Annotated in this window: 22 protein-coding genes, 1 pseudogene and 2 riboswitches; of the genes and pseudogenes, 17 read left to right on the top strand and 6 right to left on the bottom strand. The window is 33.1% G+C overall.

Features of this window, described 5'->3' with window-relative positions; translation table 11 throughout:
- The first annotated feature begins 55 nt into the window (after positions 1-55).
- The 5 genes from IAI10_RS22290 (at position 56) to IAI10_RS22270 (ending at position 3,806) form a co-directional block, all read left to right on the top strand.
- The gene (locus IAI10_RS22290; RefSeq protein ID WP_315675524.1) at positions 56-841 is read left to right on the top strand and encodes an HAD family hydrolase; all 786 of its coding nucleotides are present in this window, start codon (positions 56-58) and stop codon (positions 839-841) included.
- A gap of 20 nt (positions 842-861) precedes the next feature.
- Positions 862-1,440, top strand: a complete 579-nt coding sequence (locus tag IAI10_RS22285) for a hypothetical protein (RefSeq protein ID WP_315675523.1) — start codon at positions 862-864, stop codon at positions 1,438-1,440.
- A gap of 61 nt (positions 1,441-1,501) precedes the next feature.
- Positions 1,502-1,672 carry a hypothetical protein gene (locus IAI10_RS22280; protein ID WP_315675522.1) on the top strand — a complete coding sequence of 57 codons (171 nt, stop codon included), beginning with the start codon at positions 1,502-1,504 and terminating at the stop codon, positions 1,670-1,672.
- Between the two features lie 222 nt (positions 1,673-1,894).
- Positions 1,895-2,395, top strand: a complete 501-nt coding sequence (locus IAI10_RS22275) for a sterol desaturase family protein (protein WP_315675521.1) — start codon at positions 1,895-1,897, stop codon at positions 2,393-2,395.
- 49 nt (positions 2,396-2,444) lie between these two features.
- Positions 2,445-2,526, top strand: a riboswitch (ZMP/ZTP riboswitch).
- A 110-nt stretch (positions 2,527-2,636) separates the two neighbouring features.
- On the top strand, positions 2,637-3,806 hold the full coding sequence (locus tag IAI10_RS22270) for a phosphoribosylaminoimidazolecarboxamide formyltransferase (RefSeq protein WP_315675520.1): 1,170 nt from the start codon (positions 2,637-2,639) through the stop codon (positions 3,804-3,806).
- Between the two features lie 173 nt (positions 3,807-3,979).
- On the opposite strand, the pseudogene IAI10_RS22265 reads toward IAI10_RS22270, so the two are convergent.
- The 4 genes and pseudogenes from IAI10_RS22265 to IAI10_RS22250 form a co-directional block, all read right to left on the bottom strand.
- A pseudogene (locus IAI10_RS22265) lies at positions 3,980-4,378 on the bottom strand (class I SAM-dependent methyltransferase); the annotation flags it as partial.
- A 15-nt stretch (positions 4,379-4,393) separates the two neighbouring features.
- Positions 4,394-4,597 carry a class I SAM-dependent methyltransferase gene (locus IAI10_RS22260; RefSeq protein ID WP_315675519.1) on the bottom strand — a complete coding sequence of 68 codons (204 nt, stop codon included), beginning with the start codon at positions 4,595-4,597 and terminating at the stop codon, positions 4,394-4,396.
- A gap of 53 nt (positions 4,598-4,650) precedes the next feature.
- Positions 4,651-4,860 carry a helix-turn-helix transcriptional regulator gene (locus IAI10_RS22255; protein WP_315675532.1) on the bottom strand — a complete coding sequence of 70 codons (210 nt, stop codon included), beginning with the start codon at positions 4,858-4,860 and terminating at the stop codon, positions 4,651-4,653.
- 14 nt (positions 4,861-4,874) lie between these two features.
- On the bottom strand, positions 4,875-5,192 hold the full coding sequence (locus tag IAI10_RS22250; protein ID WP_315675518.1) for a DUF6442 family protein: 318 nt from the start codon (positions 5,190-5,192) through the stop codon (positions 4,875-4,877).
- Between the two features lie 443 nt (positions 5,193-5,635).
- Here IAI10_RS22250 and IAI10_RS22245 point away from each other — a divergent pair, with 443 nt between their 5' ends.
- The 7 genes from IAI10_RS22245 to thiE all read left to right on the top strand — a co-directional run bounded on the left by IAI10_RS22245 (position 5,636) and on the right by thiE (position 12,357).
- The gene (locus IAI10_RS22245) at positions 5,636-7,018 is read left to right on the top strand and encodes an amino acid permease (protein WP_315675517.1); all 1,383 of its coding nucleotides are present in this window, start codon (positions 5,636-5,638) and stop codon (positions 7,016-7,018) included.
- A 449-nt stretch (positions 7,019-7,467) separates the two neighbouring features.
- Complete coding sequence (locus IAI10_RS22240; RefSeq protein WP_315675516.1) at positions 7,468-8,082, top strand: TetR/AcrR family transcriptional regulator; 615 nt, start codon at positions 7,468-7,470, stop codon at positions 8,080-8,082.
- Between the two features lie 40 nt (positions 8,083-8,122).
- On the top strand, positions 8,123-9,004 hold the full coding sequence (locus tag IAI10_RS22235) for an ABC transporter ATP-binding protein (protein ID WP_315675515.1): 882 nt from the start codon (positions 8,123-8,125) through the stop codon (positions 9,002-9,004).
- A 2-nt stretch (positions 9,005-9,006) separates the two neighbouring features.
- Entirely contained in the window at positions 9,007-9,810 is an 804-nt protein-coding gene (locus tag IAI10_RS22230) for an ABC transporter permease subunit (protein ID WP_315675514.1), read from the top strand.
- Between the two features lie 47 nt (positions 9,811-9,857).
- Positions 9,858-10,649: an ABC transporter permease subunit gene (locus tag IAI10_RS22225; RefSeq protein WP_315675513.1), complete on the top strand. Its 792-nt coding sequence runs from the start codon at positions 9,858-9,860 to the stop codon at positions 10,647-10,649.
- A gap of 57 nt (positions 10,650-10,706) precedes the next feature.
- Positions 10,707-10,817, top strand: a riboswitch (TPP riboswitch).
- Between the two features lie 99 nt (positions 10,818-10,916).
- A complete protein-coding gene (thiM, locus tag IAI10_RS22220) occupies positions 10,917-11,753 on the top strand; it encodes a hydroxyethylthiazole kinase (protein ID WP_315675512.1) in 837 nt (278 codons plus the stop codon).
- The gene (thiE, locus tag IAI10_RS22215) at positions 11,743-12,357 is read left to right on the top strand and encodes a thiamine phosphate synthase (protein ID WP_315675511.1); all 615 of its coding nucleotides are present in this window, start codon (positions 11,743-11,745) and stop codon (positions 12,355-12,357) included. The genes thiM and thiE overlap by 11 nt, the downstream gene beginning before the upstream one ends.
- A 106-nt stretch (positions 12,358-12,463) precedes the next feature.
- Here thiE and IAI10_RS22210 read toward each other — a convergent pair whose 3' ends face one another.
- Complete coding sequence (locus tag IAI10_RS22210) at positions 12,464-13,183, bottom strand: HAD-IA family hydrolase (protein ID WP_315675510.1); 720 nt, start codon at positions 13,181-13,183, stop codon at positions 12,464-12,466.
- A 154-nt stretch (positions 13,184-13,337) separates the two neighbouring features.
- Positions 13,338-14,282: a L,D-transpeptidase family protein gene (locus tag IAI10_RS22205; protein ID WP_315675509.1), complete on the bottom strand. Its 945-nt coding sequence runs from the start codon at positions 14,280-14,282 to the stop codon at positions 13,338-13,340.
- Positions 14,283-14,490: 208 nt separating this feature from the next.
- On the opposite strand from IAI10_RS22205, the gene IAI10_RS22200 reads away from it, so the two are divergent.
- From IAI10_RS22200 to IAI10_RS22180, 5 genes are all read left to right on the top strand, one after another.
- Entirely contained in the window at positions 14,491-15,942 is a 1,452-nt protein-coding gene (locus IAI10_RS22200; RefSeq protein WP_315675508.1) for an MDR family MFS transporter, read from the top strand.
- A gap of 3 nt (positions 15,943-15,945) precedes the next feature.
- Positions 15,946-16,389 carry a MarR family winged helix-turn-helix transcriptional regulator gene (locus tag IAI10_RS22195; protein WP_315675507.1) on the top strand — a complete coding sequence of 148 codons (444 nt, stop codon included), beginning with the start codon at positions 15,946-15,948 and terminating at the stop codon, positions 16,387-16,389.
- A 215-nt stretch (positions 16,390-16,604) separates the two neighbouring features.
- Complete coding sequence (locus IAI10_RS22190; RefSeq protein ID WP_315675506.1) at positions 16,605-17,513, top strand: HD-GYP domain-containing protein; 909 nt, start codon at positions 16,605-16,607, stop codon at positions 17,511-17,513.
- A 63-nt stretch (positions 17,514-17,576) separates the two neighbouring features.
- Complete coding sequence (locus tag IAI10_RS22185; protein WP_315675505.1) at positions 17,577-18,506, top strand: hypothetical protein; 930 nt, start codon at positions 17,577-17,579, stop codon at positions 18,504-18,506.
- A gap of 27 nt (positions 18,507-18,533) precedes the next feature.
- Positions 18,534-19,346 (top strand): DUF4037 domain-containing protein, encoded by an 813-nt coding sequence (locus tag IAI10_RS22180; protein WP_315675504.1) that lies wholly within the window; start codon positions 18,534-18,536, stop codon positions 19,344-19,346.
- Positions 19,347-19,796: the final 450 nt, after the last annotated feature.

Genomic DNA, 19,796 nt, shown 5'->3' with positions numbered 1-19,796 from the left:
AACGATAACGAATTGTAATGAATGATAATGAAAAGCAAAAAAGGAGTGGGGAATTATGAAAAAGGCAATATTTTTTGATGTTGATGGAACTTTGCTAGATTGTATAAATGGAATAACGGATATTACACCCAGGGTAAAAAAGGCGATATATTCATTGCAGGCTGAAGGAAATTATGTTTTTATAGCCACCGGCAGACCCTATGCCTTTTTGAATGATGCCCTTCGCAATTTTGGATTTAATGGCTTTGTGCTTACTAATGGTGCATGTGTGCGAGTTAATGAAAGCTGTATATATAAAGAGCCTATCAATAAGGATTATATAAAAGAACTCATATATAATTTCGAAAAGCTTAATGTTCAATATATATTGCAAGGTGAAAAATATTCCTATATCAAAGATGAGTATAAGGAATTGCATTATGTCTATGATTGCTATAATATACCTAAAGATTATTTGAGAAGTGATTATAATTTAGAAGATATAGATGTATATAAACTGGAAATGTTCTGTAAGGATAAAAAAGGAATAGAGTATTGTCTATCATTAAAAAATAGTGATTATGACTGCATTTATGATGAGAAGATGAATTATTTTGAATTTTATTCAAGAGCAAATACTAAAGCTTCAGGAATACAAAAGGTATTGGATTCTTTAAATATTCCTTTAGAAAATAGTTATGCCTTTGGGGATGGTGAGAATGATATAGAAATGTTATCCACAGTAGGCTGCGGTATAGCCATGGGAAATGCCAAGGATTCTGTAAAAAGATATGCTAAAAAAGTAACGGATACAGTGCAAAATGATGGAGTGGCCCTGGAAATAGAAAGCTTTATCTTATAATTATGGAATGTGGTGATAAAATGTATTCTAATTGCCTAGAGAGTCACTTTGATGATAAATTGCTAAAAGAATCGGATAAAAAATTTAAAATATCACAAAAGGCGGTTAAAATGGTGCCCGAAAGAGCTGTTGTTATTCTGGATTCTGGAACTACGGTTCTGCAAATTGCTAAGTTATTGAATCTTAAAAACGATTTGGTTATAATCACAAATTCATTAATTGTAGCGCAAGCTTTGGAAAATACTCGAAATCGCCTTCTTGTCACTGGCGGAGAATTACGGAAGAATAGCATGTGCTTTGTGGGAAATTGGGCCACAAAAGCTATTGAAAGCATACAAGCCGATATAGCCTTTATAGGTTGCGATGGTTTCCATAAAGACGGCCCTTGCGTTAGATCCTATAGAGAACTGGAAGTTAAGCAGAGAATTATTGAAAATTCAAAAAAAGTTGTTTTAGCAGCTGATGCATCAAAATTCAACATAGAGGGACTGTACAGATTTGCAACCTTTAACCAAATTAATCATTTAATAACTGATTCCAGTATTAGCAATGAGCAGCTTCAATCACTTTCTAAGCAGGTTGAAGTAAGCATTGCATAATTTTTATTTTTGAAGTATTAAATGCTATTGCGAGTTATCACAATAGCATGGGCAAGGATATATGAATTATTTTCTACACTATAACCAGATGTACTTAGTTGGCGGTACCTATTGGAATATGGTATATGGAAAAGAAGCTGGTGAAGTGCTTAATGATGGTGAAGGCATAAAAAATATGGAATCCATAGGACAAAATATAGCTTGGATTTTAAAGAAAATTAATATCAATTAAAGGATTATTGTGTATAATAAATATATGAATTTTAGAAATTGTACATCTGGATTTGAAGGGTGTACAATTTTTGCTATTTGTACAGTATTTTAGATTAATCCTTGTTTTTTATTAAGTTAAGATTCACAAACGTATAAAATTAGTATATAATAAGCCTTACGATAATAATTATCATATAGTAACTTTTAGCAATTAAAATTTATTAGAAGGAAGTGCTAGCTTTTGTATGTAACAAAAGAATTATATACTTTAATGGTTTTAGTGATTATAATAGTAGCTTTATTATATTCTTCTTTAGTTGAATACTGCCTCCATAGATTCTTGCTTCACCATTCCTATGAGCAAGAACATATAAAAATTCATCATAAGATATTTCATGGTATAAGCTCTTATGAACTTGAAGAAATAGACAAGACTACAGTTTTATCAAGTGCAGGGGAAATTTTAAGAAATGTAGTTTTATATAGTCCTGCAGCTGCTGCAGTTTTTATAAATAATAAGGCTCTTGGAATTTTGTTTCTTGCAGTATGTATGCTTTACAATGCTTGGGAGGAACTGCTGCATTTTTATTTTCATAAAAAGAGTGATATGTTTTTAGAAAAATTAAAAATATTTCAGGCGTTAAAAGAGCATCATAGAGTGCATCATTACATGTATCAATACAATTTTGGAATTGGCAGCGATTTTTGGGATTTCATATTTAGAACTAAAAAGAGAGTATAGGATGCATTGTGGGATGAAATATGATATAATATATTCAACAAAAGAACAATAGGAATTATGCAACTGGCGGAAATGGAATTAACCATAGGGAGCATAATTTAGTTAAAGTATCGACCGTCTGGGTAAAATAATATTTTACTCAGGCGTTTTTGTTTTTTGCGCTGTTTTGAATCAATAGTAATTTTTACAATGCTTTAAAACATATCCTTATTTTTAAATTTAATTCATGGAGGTATTATTAATGAAGGAATTTATTCTAAAGTATGGATGCAATCCGCATCAAAAGCCAGCTAAAATTTATTCAAAGCAAGGAGAAATGCCATTTAGGCTATTGAATGGAACCCCAGGATATATCAATTTTTTGGATGCTTTTAATTCCTGGCAGTTAGTTAAAGAGTTAAAATTGGCATTAAACTTACCCGCGGCTGCGTCTTTCAAGCATGTCAGTCCAGCAGGAGCAGCGGTGGGAGTCCCATTGAGTGATGCTTTAAAAAAAGCATATTTTGTTGATGATATTGATTTATCTCCTGTGGCAGCGGCTTATGCAAGAGCAAGAGGTGCTGATAGAATGTCCTCCTTTGGCGATTGGGCTGCCATAAGTGATATAGTGGATTTGCCTACAGCAAAAATTTTGAGCAGATCAGTTTCAGATGGCATAATTGCTCCAGGATATACTGAGGAAGCTTTAGAAATATTGAAGAAAAAGAAGAAGGGCAGCTATTGCATAATTGAGATGGACTTTGACTACGAGCCTAAAGATATTGAAACCAGAGAGGTTTATGGAATTACATTTGAGCAAAAGAGAAACACTGTTTTAGCTAATAATGATATGTTAACTAATATAGTGACAAATAACAAAGAAATCTCGGAAGAAGCAAAAAGAGATTTAATTATAGCTATGATTACTCTTAAATACACTCAGTCCAATTCAGTATGCTATGCCTATGATGGTCAGGTTATCGGCTGTGGAGCAGGACAGCAGTCACGTATACATTGCACAAGGCTTGCAGGTTCTAAGGCAGATATATGGTATTTGAGACAGCATCCAGCTGTACTTAATCTGCGTTTTAAAGAAGGAGTATCTCGCCCTAATAGGGATAATGCTATTGATCAGTTTTTGCGTGATGATGTAACAGAAATTGAAAAAGCAGATTGGAAAAATGTTTTTGAAGAAACACCTGTCCAATTAACTAATAAAGAAAAATCAGAATGGCTTGATACCTTAAAAGGTGTTTCCTTAGGGTCAGACGCGTTTTTCCCTTTCCGTGATAATATAGATAGGGCTGCTCAAAGTGGAGTTAAGTACATAGTGCAGCCAGGCGGCTCAGTAAGAGATAATATTGTAATAGAAGCTTGCAATGAGTACGATATGGTGATGGCATTTTCAGGATTAAGATTATTCCATCATTAATTTTGTATAAGGTTTAATAGTAGGAGCTTTGCATTAGCAGCTGAAAATTGCTGATGCAAAGCTCCTTTTTTGGAGTATAGGAAAGTATATTGATGACGAGCCAGAGAGGGCTCATTTTTTCTAGCTTTAAGGACCCAAGAAAATAATGTTAACCCAACTCTATAAATTGGAATTTATGCTTTACAAATCAATATACATTCCGGCAACATATCTCCTGTAATTACAGAACTATCAATTACATCAAATCCTTTCTTGCAGACGAATTCTATATATTCATCAGACTTCCACTTGTAAAAAGTATGGAATCCAATCTTTTCCATCAACCAAATTCGTATTTTATTGATTTTTTCATCATATACAAATGTCGGTGCAATCAGTAATCCTCCTTTTTTTAGCACACGCCGGATTTCTGTTAGTGCTTTGTCAGGATTCGGCATAATATGAAGTGCGTTTGCAATAACGACCGTATCAAACCTTCCATCCTCATATGGTAGGTTCGTTGCATCCTGTACAGTAAAAGTAACAGGCAAATTAGATGCTCTTGCTTTTGCTTCTTCAATCATATTCCCTGAAAAATCCGTTGCTTCCTAAACAGCTACTTTTTTACATAGTGGAAATGTAAGTTGTCCAGTTCCACAGGCCAATTCTAACACCTGCGTATTCTTATCCAACGATTTTGATATAATCTCACATAATTCGTGGTATAGTTTTGCGCTTTTTCTTTCCTGCATTGGTGTATACAATTTTGCAACCTTTTCCCAAAACTTTTTATTTGTAAGTTCTTTATCCATACACCTTAAGCCTTCTTTCTTAAACTTAAACACTTGCAAAATTGGAATTTATATCAGTCAAAATAAAATAGTTCTTCAAACTTTTTATCCAAAGAAATACACAACAATAAAGCCAATTTAGCCGTCGGATTAAACTGCCCTGTTTCAATAGAACTAATTGTTTGACGAGATACACCTACCAATTTTGCCAAGTCACCTTGCGAAATGTTTTTTTCTGCTCGTGCAACCTTCAACTTATTGCGTAATATCAATTCATTATCAATATGCTTGCTTTTCATCACAAAATCGCCCCAATGTATCCCACTAACATAAGTATAGCTAGTACACTAAAAGCCATACCACAAATAATCTCGTGTCTTTGATGCAGATTGATACCTTTGTAGAAATGTTGTGCTCCCATACTTACAAAAAGTATACTGTATACATCATACCAAGTTTGTTTTGCAATAATCTTTACAATCATCAAAATCAAGCAAAACACCAAAATAGAAAATACTGCAATTCCACTTCCTTTTTGTACTACCTGCAGTTCCATTTCATCAGGAGTATTAGTTTTTTTGCTTTGTGCTTTTTGAAGAATTTCCTCTTTATTCATTTCTATCACCTCGATAAGTTTATTTGACATTATGACAAGTTTTTTATGGACTTACATTTTATCCCTGTCCGTTATGTTTGTCAAGTCTTCTTGGCACAAAAATAAAAAACGAGGAAATCATCATTGCTACCAAATTATTATTTATTGAGTTGTTTTGTTTCCTTAGTGTATTGCAATGTTTTACAAATCTGAAATAATATCACCACATAATGGCATCATATACCTGCAAATGTTGGAAGAATATCTTTAAATATAAGCAATTAAAATCATAAAATTTTTATTATATCATAATGAAAAAAATATGGAACTTATATAAGTCCCAATTTTTTTACATTGATTGATTTGTAAAATCAAATTATAATATATAACAGATTGTTAATAAACAGCGAAAAATTATATACTATTATCAACAAAATATTTTTTGACGTAGTAAGGAGAACATAATGAACATTTGGAAGAAGAAAACTACCGAACAAGTACTTGAATCCATCCAAAAAACATCCTTGAAGAAAAACTTAACCTCAAGAGACATTGCAGCTTTAGGTATAGGAGCAGTGGTGGGAGTAGGTATATTTGTTGCTACTGGTGAAGGAGCACATGCAGCTGGACCGGCAGTTATTGTTTCTTTTATTTTAGCAGCTATGGTAGCCTGTTTTTGCGGCTTATGCTATTCAGAGCTTTCCACAATGTTTCCTGTTGCAGGCAGCACTTATTCTTATGCATACATAACCTTTGGTGAAATTATTGCAATGATAATAGGCTGGTGCTTAACGGCGGAATATCTAGTGGCCTGCAGCGCTGTGGCATCAGGCTGGTCTGGGACCTTTTTAGGTATACTAAAAAATCTGGGGATGGCTTTTCCTAAAGTTATAACAGCATCTCCAAGTAACGGCGGATTTGTGGATTTGCCCGCAATATTAATAATTGCAGTAATTACAGCTCTTTTGTGCTATGGAATGAGCGAAAGTGCTAAAATTAATAATGTTATTGTTGGGGTTAAAATAATTATAATTCTTTTATTTATTGGAATAGGTATAGCGCATATAAATGTGTCTAATTATAAACCTTTCAATCCATACGGCTTCAAAGGTATATTTGCAGGTACTGCTACTATATTCTTTTCCTATATTGGTTTTGATGCTATTTCTACTTCGGCAGAAGAAGCAAGAAATCCTAAAAAAGATCTTCCCTTAGGGCTTATCATGTGTTTAATAGTTGTAAGCTTATTATATATTTCAGTTGCATTTGTACTTACTGGATTAGTTCCCTTTAAGGAAATAATTTCAGAAAATGCTCTGCCTGGAGCTTTGGCTAGAATAGGCATAAATTGGGGCTCTACCTTAGTTGGAGTAGGTGCAATTGTTGGTATGATGTCAACACTATTGGTGGTTTTATACGGTCAGGTAAGAGTTTTTATGGGAATGTCCAGAGATGGATTGCTGCCTAAATTTTTTTCTAAGATTCATGAGGTTCACAAGACACCATATATCTCCACTATAATAACTGGAGCTGTAGCAGCAATAATCGCAGGCTTTTTACCTCTTGATATAATAGTTCAATTCTTAAATATTGGAACTTTGCTAGGCTTCATAGTGGTTTCCTTATGTGTTATCCGTCTTAGAAAGACAATGCCTGATTTTAAAAGAGTATTTAAATGTCCTGGGGTACCTTTTACACCAATAATTACAATACTGTGCTGTATTGCATTGTTAACCACATTGCATTTAAAAACCTGGATAGGATTTATAGTGTGGCTTACCATAGGTTTTGTAGTATATTTCACCTATGGAAGAAAGCACAGCCTGCTTCAGAATGAAGCAAAATAATATATAGCTAGACAGAGAAAATTTATAATCTTTGTCTAGCTATTTTTTTATTGAAGGCTCTGTTTTAAATCAGTGTTGATTTTTACACTGATTTAAAACTTCCTTCAGTTCGGGGAGGCTATGTTTTAAAATGTTGATATTATCGTTTAAGTTCTAGAAACTCTTAGGGATTGCGACTTATAATTGGCGTAATTTTGCCCAGGACGGGCAAAGCAATTTTAGCGCCATGGAGGGCGCAATAAAATTGGTAGCCAATTATAACAAAGCAGCCCTTAGAGTTTCTTACATGGGTTCTGAAAGAAACCATGCTAGACGAAAAACGCCTTTATCAACATCCTTTTAAAACATAGCCTTATTGGGATAAGTATTTAAAACTATAGACCGAATTGGTTTATGGTGATATAATTATATAAACCGATTCGGTTTATGAAACTTACGAGGTGAATACTTTGGATAAATTTTTAAATTTAACTATAGAGAAGCAAAATTCTATTATTGATGCAGCACTTAAGGCTTTTGGGAAAAACGGATACAAAAAAACTTCTGCCAGCGATATAGCTGCCGCTGCTGGGATTTCGAAGGCTATGATATTCCACTATTTTGGAACCAAGAAAGCATTATATCTATACTTAATTAATTTGAGCGGCAGTCTTATCATGAAAGAAATTGATGACAAGTTTGATTATGGAGTTACTGACTTTTTCGAAAGAATTAAAATATCCTCAAGCATTAAAATTGCTGTTTTGAAGCAGCATCCGCCAATGATGTCCTTTCTAACCGGTGTATATTTCGAAGAGGATGAAGAAGTGAAAGGCGATATAAAAAAAATAATAGTTGGAAGTGAAGGCTTTAAAAATAAAATTATTAAGGAGGATATAGATTATTCTAAATTTAAAGAGGATGTGGATATAAAGCTTTTAGTAAAAATGATTTATTGGCTTGCTGATGGATATGCAAAACAATTTTCAGAGCAAGGAGAGATTGATTATGAAAGTTTGTACAATGAATTTAGCGATTGCTTAAATTTGCTTAAGAATAATCTTTATAAGGAAAAGTATAAATAATTTAGTTAAATAGCACAAAAAATAAAGGAGGCTGACTTTTATGAATGTGATAGAAATAAACAATCTTACAAAACAGTATGGAAAGGCTAGAGGAATAAGCAATGTGAATATAAATGTAGAGCAAGGAGAAGTTTTTGGTTTTATAGGACCTAACGGAGCGGGAAAATCTACCACCATTAGAACATTACTGGGACTTATTTATCCTACCAGCGGCAGTGCTACTATTTTTGGGAAAAATTGTGTGCAGCATCCCGAAGTAAGAAAAGAACTTGGATATCTTCCTTCAGAGGTATTTTATTATGATAATATGAAAGTCATAGATCTTTTAAAATATTCGGCTAGTTTTTATAAAAAAGATTGCACTAAAAGGATTAATGAGCTTGCAGAAATAATGGATTTAGATCTAAAAAAGAAAATTGATGATCTTTCCTTTGGTAATAAAAAGAAGGTTGGTATTGTTCAGGGACTTCTCCATGAGCCAAAGCTAATCATACTTGATGAGCCTACCAGCGGGCTAGATCCACTCATGCAGCAAAGATTTTTTCAGCTCCTTGAAAAAGAGAATGAAAGAGGGGCTACCATATTTTTCTCTTCACATATTTTAAGTGAAGTACAGAAAATGTGCAGCAGAGTTGCCTTTATAAAGGAAGGAAAAATAATCAAGCTTGAAAAGATGAGTACTCTCCAGGAAAACAGCTATAAGAAGATTAGTATTGAAGCTAAAGCCGTGATGGACAAGAATTTCTTTACTATTGATGGAGTTAGCGGGCTTAATGTGAATGGGAATACGGTTAACTTCATATATAAGGGAAATCTCAATCCTGTCATGAAAAAGGTTTCGGAAATTGATATTAAAAATATATCCATTGTGGATCCAGATCTTGAAGAAATCTTCATGCATTATTATGCAAAGGAGGAGTAAGCATGAATATGTTTTTACATGAACTTAAAGCTATGCGTAAATCAGCCGCAATATGGGCAGCAAGTTTAATAGCTTTAGCTGTAATCTTCCTATCCATATATCCCAGCATGGCTAATGATGCTGCTGATTATAAAAAATTACTGAGCAATTATCCAGAAACGGTAAGGGCTATGCTTGGAATAAACTTGGATTACATTACATCGATTTTGGGCTTTTACTCCATGTCCTTTTCTTTTATTTTGCTATGTGGAGCAGTTCAGGCTATGAATTTAGGAGTAGCTATTTTATCAAAGGAAAGCAGGGAAAGAACAGCAGATTTTCTTTTGGTTAAGCCAGTGTCACGTGTCTCCATAGTTACTGCAAAGCTTTCAGCTGCTTTTACTAGCATAGTCATTACTAATGTGGTTTTTTATGCCGCTGCCTATGTAATAGCTAACATTGTCAAAACCAGTAATTATGATAGTAAGCGGTTTTTCATGATTAATCTTACTATGTTTTTTATACAACTGATTTTTATAGCTCTTGGAGTCCTAGTTTCGGTATTTTTTAAGAAGCTGAAATCTGTGCTTCCAATATCCCTTGGGGTAGTTTTTGGATTATATATGATTGGTGCTTTGATTTCTACAGATAAGAACAATGCTTTAACTCGCTTTATATCTCCTTTTAAATATTTTGACACCACTTATATAATAAAGAACGGAAGCTATGAGAGCTCCTATTTAATCGTAAGTTTAATTATAATACTTATATCGGTATTGATTAGTTATGTTGTTTATATTAAGAAGGATATTCATGCAGTAAGTTAGAGCTCGATGATTTTTATGTGTAAAAAATAAATATGGGAGGATTAATTATGAATATTTTTTTCAGGGAATTAAAGGCTAATGCAAAAGCTTTAATCATATGGAGCATATGTATGTTTTTATTTGTCTTGAGCGGTATGGGTAAATATACAGCATACTCCTCTGGGGCAAATAATGATATTTTTAATAAAATGCCTCACACCATAAAAGCATTGTTTGGATTTGGAGCCTTTGATGTAACCAGTATGAGCGGATTCTTTGCTTTCCTATTTTCCTATATTGTGTTAACTACAGCCATTCATGCAGCACTTATAGGAAGCGGTATTATAGCCAAAGAGGAAAGAGATAAAACTACGGAGTTTTTGATGGTAAAGCCTGTATCCAGGATTACCATAATAAATGCAAAATTTATTGCAGCTTTAATAAATGTGATAATTATTAATTTAGTTACTTTGGCATCGTCAATAGCTATGGTAAGAGTATACAATAAGGGAAAGGATATTTCTCATGAGATAATATTATTTTTTATAAGCATGTTTATTGTTCAGCTGATATTTTTATCCCTTGGAGCTATGCTTTCTGCTGTAATGAAAAAGTCTAAGGCTTCGGGATCTTATGTTACTTCAATATTATTGGGTTCTTATGTGGTGTCTAAAGTCACAGATTTAACAGATAAGGTGAATGCTCTCAATGTACTTTCCCCTTTTAAGTATTTTAGCTATGAAAATATTGTAAGGGGTGAAAATTTAAATTTTGTTATTGTGATTTTATCTTTAGTACTCATTGCAATTTTTTCAGCTTCCACTTACTTCTTTTACTTAAAGAGAGATTTGAAGGTATGATAAGCAATTGTACTTTAGTCAATATTATGCTATTATAAAGTCATAAAATTGAATAGTTATTTGACACAGGGGAGTTGGATTGGCCAGCTGAGATTAGAAACCATAATTTCTTAACCCTATGACCTGAACTGGGTAATGCCAGCGTAGGAAGTTGTTTATTATTTGTTATTATAAAAGCATAAATCCTATGGGTTCATGCTTTTTTTAATGAGTAATATCAACATTTTCAAAAAATCATAACAATTTATTTTGGAGGTGTTTGTAAAAATGAAAATCAATGAAAAAATTTCAGAGGCTTTGGACAATGTAAGGAAGAAAACCCCGTTAGTACACCATATAACAAATTATGTTACTGTTAATGATTGTGCAAATATAACCTTAGCCCTTGGCGGATCACCAGTTATGGCAGACGATATTAATGAAGTGCGGGATATGATAGCTTTTGCTTCTGCCTTTGTAATAAATATAGGAACTTTAAATTCAAGAACTGTGGAATCCATGCTTGAAGGCGGAAAGAGAGCTAATGAGCTGAACATTCCAGTGATTTTAGATCCTGTGGGAGCAGGAGCTACGCCTTACAGGACTGAAGCAGCTAAAAAGATAATGGAACAGGTAAAGTTATCAGTAATAAGAGGAAACTTATCTGAAATAAAAACCTTATATGGAATTGAGACTCAAACTAAAGGTGTAGATTCAGGAGAGCTTATAGATGAAAGCGCTGATGAGTTTACTACAGCGAAAAAGGTGGCAAGAGATTTTGCAAAGAAGATAAATGCAGTGGTGGCTATAACAGGAGCGGTAGATATTATAACAGATGGCAGCAAATTATATACTGCACATAATGGACACAAGATAATGTCTAAAATAACAGGAACAGGCTGCATGTGTACATCGCTTATAGGTTCTTTTTTAGGGGCGGTAGAGGATAAGCTTGTAGCAGCTCTAGCTGGAATTGTTTCTATGAGCTTAGCTGGAGAGATAGCTTATGAAAATTTAGAGAAGAATAATGAAGGTACCGGGACTTTAAGAACAAGAATAATAGATGCTGTCTATAATTTAGATGAAAAAACAATATTGGAAAGAGGCAAAATAAATGAAGAGTAATATAAATTATAAGCTTTATCTTGTGACAGATAGAGGAATATTAAAAGGAAGGGATATAGCTGAGGCTGTGGAGGCTGCTATAAAAGGCGGGGTTACATTAGTGCAGCTTAGAGAAAAAGATATAAGCACTATGGATTTCTACAATGTAGCTCTTAAGGTTAGAGCTGTTACTCGCAAATATAATATACCGTTGATAATAAATGATAGAATAGATATTGCGCTAGCTATTGATGCAGAGGGAATTCATGTTGGACAATCTGATATGCCGTGCAGTATTACAAGAAAATTAGTTGGAGATAAGATTGTAGGTGTGTCAGCAGCTACTATAGAAGAGGCCATAGAGGCTGAGAAAAACGGAGCTGATTACATAGGAGTAGGAGCAGTATTCCCAACAAGCACAAAGGAGGATGCCAGAGCTGTTTCAATTGAGTTGCTTAGCAAGATAAAAGACACTGTTTCTATTCCAGTGGTAGCTATTGGAGGAATCAATTCAAAGAATGTTGATTTATTAAAACCAGCTAATATTGATGGAATAGCAGTAATATCGGATATTCTAGCTAAAGAGGACATCACTTTAGCTTCAAAGCGATTAGCTATATTTTAAGCTATGTTTTATAATGATGCTGTAAATGGAAAGCAGTCTAAAGCAGTAAAGCTTTTAGGCTGCTTCATTAACTTCAGAAAGAAGCAGTCTGCGGGCTATTAAAGTCTTAACTTCTTATCAATATATTTTTTAAATTCAACAGATTGTTGATTGGTTTATATTTTCTATTAAATAATTTATTATACCTATATAATCTTTTGTCTCTGCACATGACAAAAGAAGTTATTCCAAGCTTTAGCGCACCCTTGCAGTTTAGTATACTGTCATCAATAAATATCGCCTCTTCAGATTTAATATGAAGCTCCTCCAGTGCAGTTTTGTACATTAATTCATTAGGTTTTGTGACGCCTTTTTTCGAGGAAATCACAAAGGAAGAAAAATAATCTCTTAACCCAGCAGCCTTAAATACATTCTCTAGAGATGGCCATGCATCTGAAACTACGGCTAATTTATAATGCTTGCTTAGCTCTGGAATTACTTCATATACATCACTAAAAAAGGTGTATTTGCTATAGTTATATACATGGTCTTTAGCAATGCTTTCCACTGCCTCTTTTTCTAACTTAAGTTCAGGAAGGCAAGTAGAAAATATTTCATAGTACCTTAAAAAATGCTTGTATTCTTCAGCTTCATCCATGATTAGATTTTGCTTATTTATATATTCTCCGGCTTTATTAAAAGCTGACTTTCTAGCTGAAGAAGATAGGGAATAGAATTTACCTTTGTCCACATATGAGAAAAAGTTAGGGGTTATGTGCCAGTGACCAGTGGCAGATACATTCAGTACCCTGCCTGAATCTAATAAAATTCCTTTAATATCATACATTTTAAAACATATCCTTTCAAACTAAATAAATGTTAATATATAAGAATAGTAATATCAAGGTTTATATATATAAACAGGATTTTCTTGAAAAACATATGATAGCAGCTTGAATACAATTCAATAACAATAGAAATTTATTACTGAAGAAGCATGTCTATTTTACTAAAACAGCTGTGCCTATGGGAACATTGTCGTATATATATTTTGCGTCATTAATAGCAAGTCTAACGCAGCCATGAGATACTGGCTTTCCAAGAGTTCCATCAACCACATTGCCGTTGTTATCTAAGAGAACACTGTGCAGCAAATAGTTACCATAGAATTGAGAATAATACTTACAAATTACATTGCTATTTACCCTGAAATAGGAACCTTTGCTTTGAATTGAAAAATTACCTTTCACAGTAGGAGTGGAGGCTTTTCCGCTGCTGCAGCTCATGGATTTTAGAAGCTTCCAATTCTTGCTGCTGCCCGTAAATAAATTTACCTTTTGAGAAGCTAAATCTATCCAAACAAAATAGCCAGTAGAACTATTAAAGGAATTTTCATTAACATATTGTTCTAAAAGGTTATGAGAAGTAGCATTACTAGCTGGGGCAGGTGCAGGTGCAGGTGCAGGTGGAGTATATTTTGTCTTTTCCGTAGGTTCCTGCTGAAGCTTTTCTAGAGTTTCTGGTCCAACTATTCCGTCAGCATGTAAAGCAAGTCTAGTTTGAAAATCGTAGATTGCATTGAAGGTGTCATTTCCAAAGGAGCCATCTATATCTAATTTATATCCATAAGCCTGAAGTCTTTTTTGTATTTCTACAATTTTATCACCTTTGTCTCCTTTTTTGTATGCTGTTATTTTTACAGTTGCTTTGTCTGAGGAATCAGGTGAAGAAGGAGTTGCTTCAGCTGGCTTGGATTCTGAAGCAGGGGAAGAAGCATTTTCAGTTACAGCAGCAGGCTTTTGGCTCAAACTTGAGGTATTTGTTTTATGGTTTGAAGTCAGGTTTTTATTATTGCGGTAATAATAATTATATATTTTAGTTCCTGAATAGCCTAAAATTATCAGTAAAACGATGGAAATCCCTAAAATTAAACCTTTCTTACTCAATAAAATATCCTCCTCTTTAATAGTAATCTATAACTATACTATTCAGCAAATGCTGTAAGTTTCCTTATATTTTATTGGGTCTGTTTTAAATCAGTGTTGATTTTTACACTGATTTAAAACTTTATTGATTAATAATGTTTTTTAGTTTATAATGATATTCGTCCATTATTGGACGAATATTGCTTATGAAAGTGGGTTTTGTTGCGGAATGAATTCAAAGAAAAGAAATATAGTAATAGCATTAATGGTAGCGATGTTTTTAGGAGCAGTAGAGGGAACCGTAGTTACTACAGCTATTCCTACCATAGTGAAGGATTTACAGGGGTTTGAAATTATTAGTTTAGTTTTTTCAGCATATTTATTGACTTCTGCTATCTCCACTCCTATATATGGCAAACTGTCAGATTTATATGGGAGAAAGAATATGCTTTCAATAGGAATAATAATATTTTTATCTGGAAGCTTTTTGTGCGGATTATCTCAGACCATGTATATGCTAATCGCCTTTAGAGCAATTCAAGGTTTAGGCGCAGGTGCTATATTTACAGTTACATACACAATAATTGGAGATATATTTACCTTAGAAGAAAGGCCAAGGATACAGGGACTTATAGGTACAGTATGGGGAGTAGCAAGCTTAGCAGGTCCTTTCCTAGGAGGAACATTAATTGATGTGCTTTCTTGGCATTGGATTTTCTTTATCAATCTTCCTTTTGGAATAATATCAGTTATACTTATTCAAAGGAATTTAGATGAAAATTTTGAGAAGAAGAAGCATCAGATAGACTTTCCAGGGATTATTACTTTATCTCTTGCTATGATTGTTTTCCTAGATATATTTTTACTAACAGAGAATATAAGTATTGATCACAATGTATTTATAATAGTATCCGTGATAATAACTATTATATTGTTAACAGCTTTTTATCAAATAGAAAAAAGAGCAAAAGAACCAATAATTCCTTTTGATGTATTCACAAAAACTAGTTCTATTGTGAATATAATAAGCTTTTTAGCTTCTGCTATACTTATAGGCTCTGATGTATATATGCCCATATATATACAAAACGTTCTAGGCTTTAATGCTACCATATCAGGATTAGCACTGGCTCCAATGTCTGTAGCATGGCTTGTATCTTCGGTAATTTTGGGAAAATGCATAGTGAAATATGGAGACAAAGCAGTAATACTTATATCTAATTCAATATTGCTTGTGGGCACTATATTACTGCCTACTTTGGGAATAGATTCACCAATAATATTAGTATTAATATATGTTTCTATAATGGGCTTTGCTCTTGGTGGAGCTTTTACTACTTTAACAATAATTATTCAGGAATCGGTAGAATATAACAAAAGAGGTGCGGCTACTGCTACTAATTCCTTACTTAGGACTATAGGACAGACAATAGGAGTAAGCGTGTTTGGAAGTATATTTAATTTATATATAGTAAAGTATTTTAATGGAATAGGCATAACAGGAGTGGAGCCAAGCAACTTATATAAGTCATCCGCTCATAATAGTGCTATAACTAGTGAGCAGATAAAGCTTTCATTAACCAGTTCCTTACATGTTCTATTTATAATACTTATAATTATATCGGCAATGTCTCTTGTTTTATCTGTAATCATGCCTAAGATAGAGAGAAAGAGTGCATAAGCTATGAGAGAAGAAAAAGAATTTATAGAATTACTGGATATCTATTATAAATCATGGTTTAGAATTAATGATATTTATCGTGTATGGTCTAAAAATCATGGTATACACGATACAACTCTATTTGTTCTATATGTTATAAATGATTCTCCATATTGTACACAAAATGAAATTTGTGATAAATTATTTCTGCCTAAGCAGACAGTTTCATTGATATTATCTGGGCTTGAGGATAATGGATATATTCAGAGAGAAATAAATCCTAAAGATCGAAGAAATAAGGTAGTAAAATTTACGGAGCAAGGTCATAAATATGCTAAAGCCATACTTGATGAACTTAAAGCAGCAGAAATTGAGGCCCTCAGCAATATGTCTGAAAAGCAGCGTAAGGCAATGGCGGAGATTTTTACATCGCTGCCCGATTTGTTATCAACAAGATTATCTAAATAAAAATTTTAATTATACATCCGTAATTAACCGTATCATAAAGGTACGGTTTTTTGCTTGGGATTTATTAAAAATATTAGTTCCTGCTTTCAAATCACATAATTATTTTATATTTATGACATAATTGTGCCATAATTCAAAGATATAATCTTGAAAGTAATATTAATTACAAAGCATATGAGATTACTACTAAATTAATTATACGAGGAGTAGTTTATATGAAGTTACAGAGAGAATTCAATTATTTTAGTTGGCGTATTTTTGGAGAAAACACTAAAATATTTCGCGGCATAACTTTTTTTATTTTCATACTGGCTGTTGTGCTTAGCAAGTATGTATACTATGACCGCCCCAATCCTATATTTACAGTGGTTATGGTGGCGGCAGGCATTTCACTTTTTAGTGTATTTCAGCAGCTAGCAATTAGTGTTATTAGTTCCATGACACTAATCTATTTTTCACCAAGTGAATTAACGCATGGGAATAACTATGAACCTCTAAGCTTTTTGCATTTTATGAGCTTCTTTTACATAACTTGTTTTTCTCATTTTATTATATGCTTTCTTATTTCATATTTAATAAAGACACATAGTAAACAGCAAAAAGACACAGTACAGTTCATAATGACATTGGCCAGAACCATTGAATCCAGAGATAATTATACGGCTTTTCATTCTAAAAATGTAGCCGAATATGCCAGGATAATAGCTAATAAATTGAAATACTCAAAAGCAGAATGTGAGATTATATTTACTGGAGCTTTGCTGTATGATATAGGGAAAATAGGTATAAGCGATAATATTTTAAACAAGCCTGCAAGGCTGACTAAGGAAGAGTACAATATAATAAAACAGCATCCTTCAATGGGGTTTGACATGGTGAAACCAATTGAAAATTTCAAGGAAAACAAAATATTAGATATGATTTTGTACCACAATGAAAGATATGATGGCAAAGGATATCCATCGGGCTTAAGAGGAAAAGAGATACCGGAATGTGCGGCTATAATAGCAGTGGCAGATGCCTTTGATGCTATGACCTCCAGCAGAGTATACAGAGAAAGACAGAATTTTAGCTTCGCCATAAATGAATTGAGAAAATATTCAGGTACACAATTTTATATATAATTCATTGGTTATACATGGTATAATTGTAAGTATAAAATGTATTATAGAGAGAGGTTAAACAATATGATAAATTCAGTTCTTGGCAAAATAAAGCCTAATGAATTAGGCATAACCCTAATGCATGAACATATAACCTGGGACAGAGCTGGAGCTAAAAGCACAAAGGAATACGATATAGAACAAGTAGTAAACACTATGCTTCCCTATTTACTAGATATTAAAAGCTGCGGCTGCAATACTTTTGTAGATGCTAGTACATTGGGATCTGGCAGGGACTTGAGAATATTGCAGGAATGTGCTAAGAGATCAGGATTAAATATATTAACTAATACTGGTGCTTGGGATGGAAGCAATCAGGAAGAAAAATTTATTCCAGATACACTTAAAGGAAAGAGCATTGATGAAATAGTTGAAATTTGGACTTCAGATTTTACTAATGGAATGGAGGGCACGGACATAAAACCTGCATACATAAAGCTAGCATTAGGGGATACTGGGAAAATAACCGAATTCCAGGAAAAAATACTTAGGGCTGCAGCTAGGACAAGCATTAAAACTAAGCTTCCTATACAGTGCCACACTATACCTGCACATTCTGCATTAAAAGCAGTTAAAATTGTTGAAGATGAAAAATTATCATTAGATAAATTTATTTGGGTTCATGGAGATGTGGAGCAAAATTTTGAAATTATAACTGAGCTTCTTGGAAAAGGTATATGGATAGAGTTCGATTATATAGGGAGATGTAAGGAATTTAGCTGGCAGGCAGAGGCCATTAAAAAATTAAAGCAAAATAATATGCTGGATAGATTACTGCTTTCGCAGGATGCGGGCACCTTTTATTTCGGAGAAAGAAATGCAAAAGAGGATATGCTGCCTTATGACAGAATATTTCGGGAGTTTATTCCTTATTGCAAGGAAAAAGGAATTGGAGATGAAATATTTCATAAGCTATTAGTGGAAAACCCTTTAAGACTTTTAGATTTAGCCTAGATAAAGTTTATTTGAAAGGATATATTTATGGATATTAGTAAAGAACTATCAAAAATGCTGAAGGCTTTTTCTGAATTAGAAGAAGTAGAAGGAATATTATTGGCAGGCTCTCATGCTACCAAAACTAATGATAAAAATTCAGATTATGATATTTATATGTATCTGTCTAAGGAAATACCAATAGAAAAAAGAAAAGATATTACTAATGAATTTTGCAGTTACATAGAATTGAATAATACTTTCTGGGAAACAGAGGATGATGGTATTTTAAAAGAAGAAAATATACCTGTGGAAATAATATATAGAGAGTTAGAATTTATAGAAAGAGCATTGTCTAGAACTTTAATAAAATGTGAAGCTGATACAGGATATACAACTTGTTTTTGGTCGAACTTTATAAATTCAGTGATTCTTTACGACAGGAATGGAAATTTAAAAAGACTTCAAGATAAGTTCAAGATGGCATATCCTTATGAATTAAAGCAAAACATAATAAAAAAGAACTATCCCTTATTAAAATCACAAATGCCCTCATATTACTATCAAATAGAAAAGGCATTAAAAAGAGATGATTATGTAAGTGTTAATCATAGGGTTGCAGCCTTTCTGGCAAGCTACTTTGATATCATATTTGCAATAAATGAATTCCCTCATCCTGGAGAAAAAAAGCTTATTAAAATTATAAAAGACAATGGGTTTAAGGTACCAGAGGATATGGAAGTAAATATAAGCAATATATTGAAGCTTTCAGCTTCAAATAGTTCAGATATATTAAAAGAAATAGATCTATTAATAGAGAATTTGGATAAGCTACTGAAGGAGTTACTGCTTACAGTGTAATAACTGTCAGCAGTTTATTTTTTTATAAGGTTCTGTTTTAAATAAGTGTTGTTTTTCAGCATTCTCTTAAAACATAGCTTTTTAGAAATATTTTTCTTTGGCTCTGTTTTAAATCAGTGTTGATTTTTACACTGATTTAAAACATTCCTTCGGTGGGGAAGGCTATGTTTTAAAATGTTGATATTATCGTTTGAGTTCTAGGAACTCTTAGGGATTGCGACTTATAATTGGCGTAATTTTGCCCAGGATGGGCAAAGCCATTTTAGTGCCAGGACGGCACATTAAAATGGGTAGCCAATTATGATAAAGCAAGCCTTAGAGTTCATTTACGAAAAACGTCTTTATCAACATTCTTTTAAAACATAGCTTTGCATGATACAAGTATCATAAATGTTAATGAAAACCTCTAGTTTTGTCAATAATCAAAATATCGGTATAAAATCGGAAGGC

This window comes from Clostridium sp. 19966 (genome assembly GCF_032335695.1).
Taxonomy (GTDB): domain Bacteria; phylum Bacillota; class Clostridia; order Clostridiales; family Clostridiaceae; genus JACTOJ01.
This window is presented reverse-complemented; position numbering and strand designations above follow the sequence as displayed.